This window comes from Sphingomonas sp. FUKUSWIS1 (genome assembly GCF_000733135.1).
GTDB lineage: Bacteria > Pseudomonadota > Alphaproteobacteria > Sphingomonadales > Sphingomonadaceae > Sphingomonas > Sphingomonas aerolata.
The window spans coordinates 37908-43967 of sequence record NZ_JPJC01000092.1 but is presented as its reverse complement, the minus strand read 5'-3'; the positions used below and the strand labels follow the sequence as shown (position 1 = coordinate 43967).

Sequence of the window (6060 nt, the reverse complement as noted above, 5' to 3'; positions counted from 1 at the left end):
GAGAGACGATCGCGAGCGCCGCGAACGCGCTCGGCGCGCTGTCCTGCGGCTGGGTGAGTGGCGCGATCAGCGCCAAGCCACCGACCGCTTCCGGGTGGTCGATCGCCAGCGCGAGCGCCACCGCGCCGCCAAGCGAATGGCCGACAACCAGCGGCTTCTCGAGCTCCAGCGCCGCGATGAAGCGCGCGATCTGGGCGGCTTGCGCGCGGATATTCGCCGTTTCCCCGGGCGCCGAATAGCCGGAGCCGGGCCGGTCGATCAGGATCACGCGGTACTCGGTCGCGAGGCGGTCGAGCAGCGCATAGCTGAAGTTGCGCATCTGCCCGGCAAGGCCATGGATCATCACGATTGTCGGTCCGGTGCCGCGGTCGAGATAGTGCATCCGGCGGCCATCGACGTCGATGAAGGCGCCGTCGGCGGGTATCATTCGCTCGGTCCGCCGCTGGCTCAACTTCGCGAACAGCGCCAGACCGCCGACTGCTGCGATCGCCGCCGCGGCCGTCACCGCGCCGATCGAAACGGCGGAGCGCGATGTTTCGACTGGCACCGGAGTGGCGGCACCGCGCACCTTGTCGAACCGCATCGTTCCGTCCTCCAGTTTGCCGAATTTGAGCGCGGCAAGATCCAGCGCATAGTTCTGGTGCACCTTCCACGGCGCCTTGGACCCCTGATGTGGCAGGATGGCGTTGGCGCGCTGGACATAGCCCGAGGTGAAGCCGAGCATCGGCTCGGGTGTCACCGACGGATCGTCGTGCGTGGGCGTGCACCTATCATAGCCGTTCGCGTCCATGTGGCGCAGCAGGCGGCAGGCGTAGCGGGCCGACAGATCGCATTTCAGCGTCCAGGATGCATTGGTATAGCCGAAGGCGAGCGCCAGGTTCGGCACGTCGCTCACCATCATACCCTTGTAGATCAGCCGGTCGGCGGGGTTCACGACCTGCCCGTCGACGACGAGCTCGACGCCGCCCAGCAGGCGCAGGACGAGGCCCGTGGCGGTGACGACGATGTCGGCGCGCAGTTCGCGGCCCGATCGCAGCGCGATGCCGGTCGGTGTGAAGCGGGCGACGTGATCGGTCACGATCTCCGCCTTGCCGCCGCGCATCGCCTCGAACAGGTCGGCATCGGGGACGAGGCAGATACGCTGGTCCCACGGATCGTAGCGCGGTTCGAAATCGCGCTCGACCTCGTAATTCTCGGGCAACTGCGCGCGGACGCCCTTCAGGATCAGCGCCTTCATGTGATCGGGGCGCTTGCGCGCATAGGCGTAGGTGGCGATGCCGAGTCCGACGCTCTTCCATTTGGTCGCGCTGTCGGCAATGCTTTTGGGCAGCACCCGGTGCGTCCACCGCGCAAAGCCGTCCTGTGACGGGCGCGAGACGATATAGGTCGGCGAGCGCTGCAGCATCGTGACGTGCGCGGCCTTTTCGGCGAGCGACGGCACCAGCGTCACCGCGGTCGCACCGCTGCCGATCACCACCACGCGCTTGCCGGTCCAATCGAGGTCGGCGGGCCAGTGCTGCGGATGGACGAGCTGCCCCGCGTAGTCCTCGACACCCTCGAAGGGCGGCGTGAAGCCGGCGTCATAATCATAATAGCCGCTGCCCATGTACAGGAACCGGCAGACGATCCGCTCCGACGCGGCACCATCCCGCTCGATCTCGACCGTCCAGCGCGCATCGGCGGACGACCAGGCGGCGCGAACGACAAGACGGCCGAAGCGGATATGTGCATCGATCCCGAATTCACGCGCCGTGGCGGCGATATAGTCGCGGATCGCGTCGCCGCCGGCGATCGCCTGGTCGCTCGGCCAGGGGCGGAAGGGGAAGCCGAGCGTATACATGTCCGAATCCGAGCGGATGCCGGGATAGCGGAACAGGTCCCAGGTGCCGCCGATCGCATCGCGCGCCTCGAGGATCGCGTAGCTCTTGCCCGGGCATTCGGTCTGGAAGCGATAGCCCGCGTCGATCCCCGACAGACCCGCACCGACGATCACGATGTCGAGCTCTTCCGCGGTGCCCGAGCCGGAGGGGATGGACGCAGTCTCAATTGCCATGCCGGAGTGCTCCGATAGAAGGATGCGACAGCAATCGCCGTTATCTGGAAACAGGAGTTATCACTTGAAATCAGGGGCGGCAAGCCAGGACGGACGGCGCTATGGCGGTGCATCGGCGAGCGAGCGCCGCGTCGAGCGGCGCAGCCGGCTGATCCGCGCCGCGATCGCGCTCTATGGCGAGCAGGGCTATCGTCATACGACGGTGACCGCGGTCTGCCGCGCGGCCGGGCTGACCCCGCGCTACTTCTACGAAGCCTTCGCCAATAGCGACGCGCTGCTTCTCGCGACGTTCGGCGAGGTCACGCAGTTCGTGACGCAGCGGGTCGCCGCGGCCGCCGATGCGGCGGGAGGCACGCCGGGGGATCGGCTGATCGCGCTGCTGACCGCATATTACGATCTGCTGCGCGACGAGCCGGCCAGCGCGCGCGTCTTCCTGTCGGAATTGTCCGGCATCGACCCGCAGGTCGACGAACTGTTCGAACGCTCGATGGCCAGCTTCGCCGACCTGATCGCCGGCACGCTGGTGCCGACCCACGTTCCCGGCTCGATCGAGCCGCTGTGCCGTGCCGGCGCCATGCACGGGCTGCTCGCGGTGGCGCGCGACTGGGTAGCGCGGGGTTGCGACGAACCCGTGGCGCGGGTCGTGCGCACGGTCGAGCCACTCTGCCGGATGCTGGTCAGCTGCGGGGGTGATGATTAGCGGCGCGATGTCACCGGAACGCCCGAGTTCAGGAGCCCCCTGCCCTTCTCCACTTCCCACATTCCGCCGCGGCGGTCGTGACGACGACGTCATCGCTGCAACACACTCGATCTGCGCCGTTTCCGAACGCCAAGCGCTTCGCTACACACCGCGGCACGGCGGACGGAGATACCCAGTGAACGATGAATTTGCCGAAGCCGTGGCCGGCGCACTGGCCGCACAGGGCTTCGTGCTGGAAAACCTGTATGCCTTGCTGCTCGCCAGCGACGCTGATCCGGTCAGGGCCTGTCAGGCTACGGCGCATCGCATGTTGGAGGATTTCGGCAGCCTTCAGGCAACCGGGGTACAGGTCATGTCCGACGACGAGGTCAACCGTATCAAGCGACACGCGCTCGATCGGCTCGAGCGGTTCTGGAACGGCGTGGAGCGCCGCCTCGCCAACCTGCCGCAATCCTAGCGCTGGGGTTTCGATCCACCGACGACGCAGGAGGTGATGCGCGTCGGGCACGCGTCCCTTGCTATTACAGGGACTTTTCAGCGCGAACGGCTGATGTCGGAGATTGGACACATGGTGGTTTTTCGTCTGCTTATTACCTTCGGCCTCTGCTTCATTGCGGGTGTCGCGCGCGCCGAGTGCCGTCCTGGCAGCATCGAGGCCCTGCCTGAACGCGCGATGCTTCACCTTCCCGCGGCGGGCATGACCGGGCCCGTACCGCTCGTGATCCTGCTCCACGGCAGCACCGGCACGGGGGCGGAGATGCTGCGCGACAGCCACCTCGCCGAGACGGCGGATCGCCACGGCTTCATCGTCGCAGCGCCCAATGGTGGTATCGCCGCGGATCGCGGCTTTGTCTGGAACATCCCCGGCGTCCCGACCGTCACGGGCAGCATCCCCGCACGCGATGCACGCGACGATGTCCGGTATCTGTCGGGGCTGATCGACCGGCTTGTCGCAACCGGTTGCGTCGACGGCGCGCGGGTGTACGCGACCGGCTTGTCGGGTGGTGGACGGATGACGTCCTGGCTGGGCTGCGTCGCCGCACGACGTTTCGCCGCGATCGCGCCGGTGGTCGGACTGCGTGCCGGACGCTCCCTCGCATCCGATGTGTCACGCGCCGATCCCGCGACGTGTCGCTCGACAGCGCCGCTGCCCCTCCTCGCCTTCGCCGGCGATGCCGACACCACCAACCCCATCACCGGCGGCGGCGCGCCCTATTGGCAATATTCACAGGCCGCCGCGCTGCAACGCTGGGCCGTGCTGAACGGCTGCTCGGATCCCTATGCCCGCAACCTCGGCGCGACGGTTTACGAACAGGGCTATGCCCGCTGTCAGCACGGCACGAGCGTCGCGGCGCGTGTGACGCGCGGCGGGCAGCATAGCTGGTCGGTCGTCGACAATGAGGCAATGTGGGCGTTCTTCTCCCGCCACCGGCGCTAAGTCAAAAGTCGGCAGCTGCCAGAACGTCTCGGCAATTCCCGGTTCGGTTGCCAGATCAGATACTTCGCCATCCCAACTCTATTTCGATGGTTGATTGCCAGGTTAATTTGCCAGTTGTTTTGTATTTAATTACCTGACGCATATTACTACCAAGCTGACTCGATGTATTGTCCGCGGTATGAAATAAGGATAAACTGATGACATAAGATAATGGGAGGATGAAATGCGGGGGCTTTTTCTTGGCATGATCGCATCCGTTCTCGCATCGGCAACCGGAGCCCAGGGACAACAATTTCCTTCGGCGCAGGGGGTCGGGGCGAACGACAGCGGTACGGGGGAATTCAACCGTCAGCAAAATTTCCGGGATTTCGCAGTCAGCGTTACCGACGCCAATCGATTGACGATGCGGCCGGTCCCGGCCGGACCCAAGGACATCATTCAGGGGCTGGAAGTTCATGACGCAAAGGGACTCCTCGTCGGCAAGATCGAGGCCGTCGGTAAAGGCTTTGCAGTGGTGTCGAGTGCGATCGGGAGCGTGGAGGTGGACTTTCCGTCCTTTGCAAAGAACAAGGACGGGCTCTTGATCAATATGCCCAAGAGCAAGCTCGACGTCATGATGGCGCACGGTCATCCGGCTCCATGACGTGCCGTTGGGCCTAAACGCCAATAGCGGGGCGTCTGTAGCCGCCGGTCTCGGGTCGCACAGAGCCATGTCTTCCGCCGCTACGGGACGCCGCACCATGCCGCCCGCGCCTGACGGGCACCCCTTTGAATGCGATCGGTTCGTCCGGCGGAGCCCCGGGCTCGCGGCAGGGTCAGATGATTATGCTTCAGCTGCCAGAACCCTGATCGCCATTGGGTGCGATGCCGGGAAGAATATCACCTGCGGGCATCGGGTCTGGTGGGCGACCCTACCCGCGAGACGAGCGTCACCAGCCTGGGGTTCCAGCTACCAAGAAGCACTATCCGCAACGGGGAGAGGCGAATGTTCTGGCTGGTAATGCTCGTTCTCGGGGGACAGGGCACGCTGACGCCCGTGATCGTCCGCAACGCGAGTGAGATGCTCACGTCCGACGATTACGTCTCGCGCGCAGTCGGTACGGGCAAGAGCGGCTACACGGTGGTCGAGATCCTGATCGATCCGACTGGAAAACCTCAGACGTGCGGCGTTGTCTCGACCAGCGGATCCAAGGATCTGGACCTGAAGGCGTGTGCCGCCGGGGTGCTGCGGGGTAAATATGCGCCGGCTACGGACGAGACCGGGTCGCCCATGTACGGTGTCTACCGAATGCGGGTTCGGTGGCACATGGAGCTCTTCTTCGATGCTTCTACCCCTACACCCAAGGTGCCGGCAGACATCGTGCTGGAAGTGGCGAAGCTGCCGGCGGGGCAGAAGTCCGTTGCTGTCACCCTGGCCTATCTGGTCGGGGAAGACGGCGCGATCCGACGCTGTTCGGTTATAACGTCGAGCGGCTCTGCGCCATTCGATACCGGCGCGTGTTCGTCGATGATAAAGCATTATCGCTACGCGCCGGCCAAGGACAAGGCCAACAAGGCGTGGCCAGTCATTCGCATGCAGCGAATTGAATTCACCTCGACTAAACTGGGTTAACCCGACCCGATAGGCGCACCTGATCAATGTTCGTTACCATTGACACCGCTTTGCCATTCTTCCGGTTCGCCCGCATTACCGCTCCGCCCTGGCGACCGGGCATACCACCAGTAATCGCGTACCATGGTGATACAAGTTCGGCGTTAACCATTCATCTGTGTTGTTCGAAATACCGACGGTCTTCGCTAGTTGACGCTCGAGCTTGATGACGAGCAGCCTGGCGCTCGCATGAAGCCCGAGACCGAAGCGGGGACAAA

General features: G+C 64.7%; 6 protein-coding genes. 5 read left to right on the top strand and 1 reads right to left on the bottom strand.

Annotation, left to right across the window (positions count from 1 at the left end; all coding sequences use genetic code 11):
- The coding region (locus sphsw_RS06835; protein WP_160172616.1) for an alpha/beta fold hydrolase at positions 1–2053 on the bottom strand (2053 nt) is incomplete at its 3' end.
- A 64-nt stretch (positions 2054–2117) separates the two neighbouring features.
- Here sphsw_RS06835 and sphsw_RS06830 point away from each other — a divergent pair.
- The 5 genes from sphsw_RS06830 (at position 2118) to sphsw_RS18310 (ending at position 5803) form a co-directional block, all read left to right on the top strand.
- Positions 2118–2753, top strand: coding sequence for a TetR/AcrR family transcriptional regulator (locus tag sphsw_RS06830; protein WP_037529919.1), 636 nt, complete (start codon positions 2118–2120; stop codon positions 2751–2753).
- A 175-nt stretch (positions 2754–2928) separates the two neighbouring features.
- Complete coding sequence (locus sphsw_RS06825; RefSeq protein WP_031439951.1) at positions 2929–3210, top strand: hypothetical protein; 282 nt, start codon at positions 2929–2931, stop codon at positions 3208–3210.
- 111 nt (positions 3211–3321) lie between these two features.
- Complete coding sequence (locus sphsw_RS06820; protein WP_037529920.1) at positions 3322–4191, top strand: alpha/beta hydrolase family esterase; 870 nt, start codon at positions 3322–3324, stop codon at positions 4189–4191.
- 223 nt (positions 4192–4414) lie between these two features.
- A complete protein-coding gene (locus tag sphsw_RS06815) occupies positions 4415–4834 on the top strand; it encodes a hypothetical protein (protein ID WP_031439949.1) in 420 nt (139 codons plus the stop codon).
- 342 nt (positions 4835–5176) lie between these two features.
- On the top strand, positions 5177–5803 hold the full coding sequence (locus tag sphsw_RS18310) for an energy transducer TonB (protein ID WP_128082190.1): 627 nt from the start codon (positions 5177–5179) through the stop codon (positions 5801–5803).
- Positions 5804–6060: the final 257 nt, after the last annotated feature.

What these genes read in the sequence shown, in the direction of transcription:
- sphsw_RS06820 (WP_037529920.1), top strand. Translation starts at nt 3,322, where the DNA reads ATGGTGGTTTTTCGTCTGCTTATTACCTTCGGCCTCTGCTTCATTGCG.
- sphsw_RS06815 (WP_031439949.1), top strand. Translation starts at nt 4,415, where the DNA reads ATGCGGGGGCTTTTTCTTGGCATGATCGCATCCGTTCTCGCATCGGCA.
- sphsw_RS18310 (WP_128082190.1), top strand. Translation starts at nt 5,177, where the DNA reads ATGTTCTGGCTGGTAATGCTCGTTCTCGGGGGACAGGGCACGCTGACG.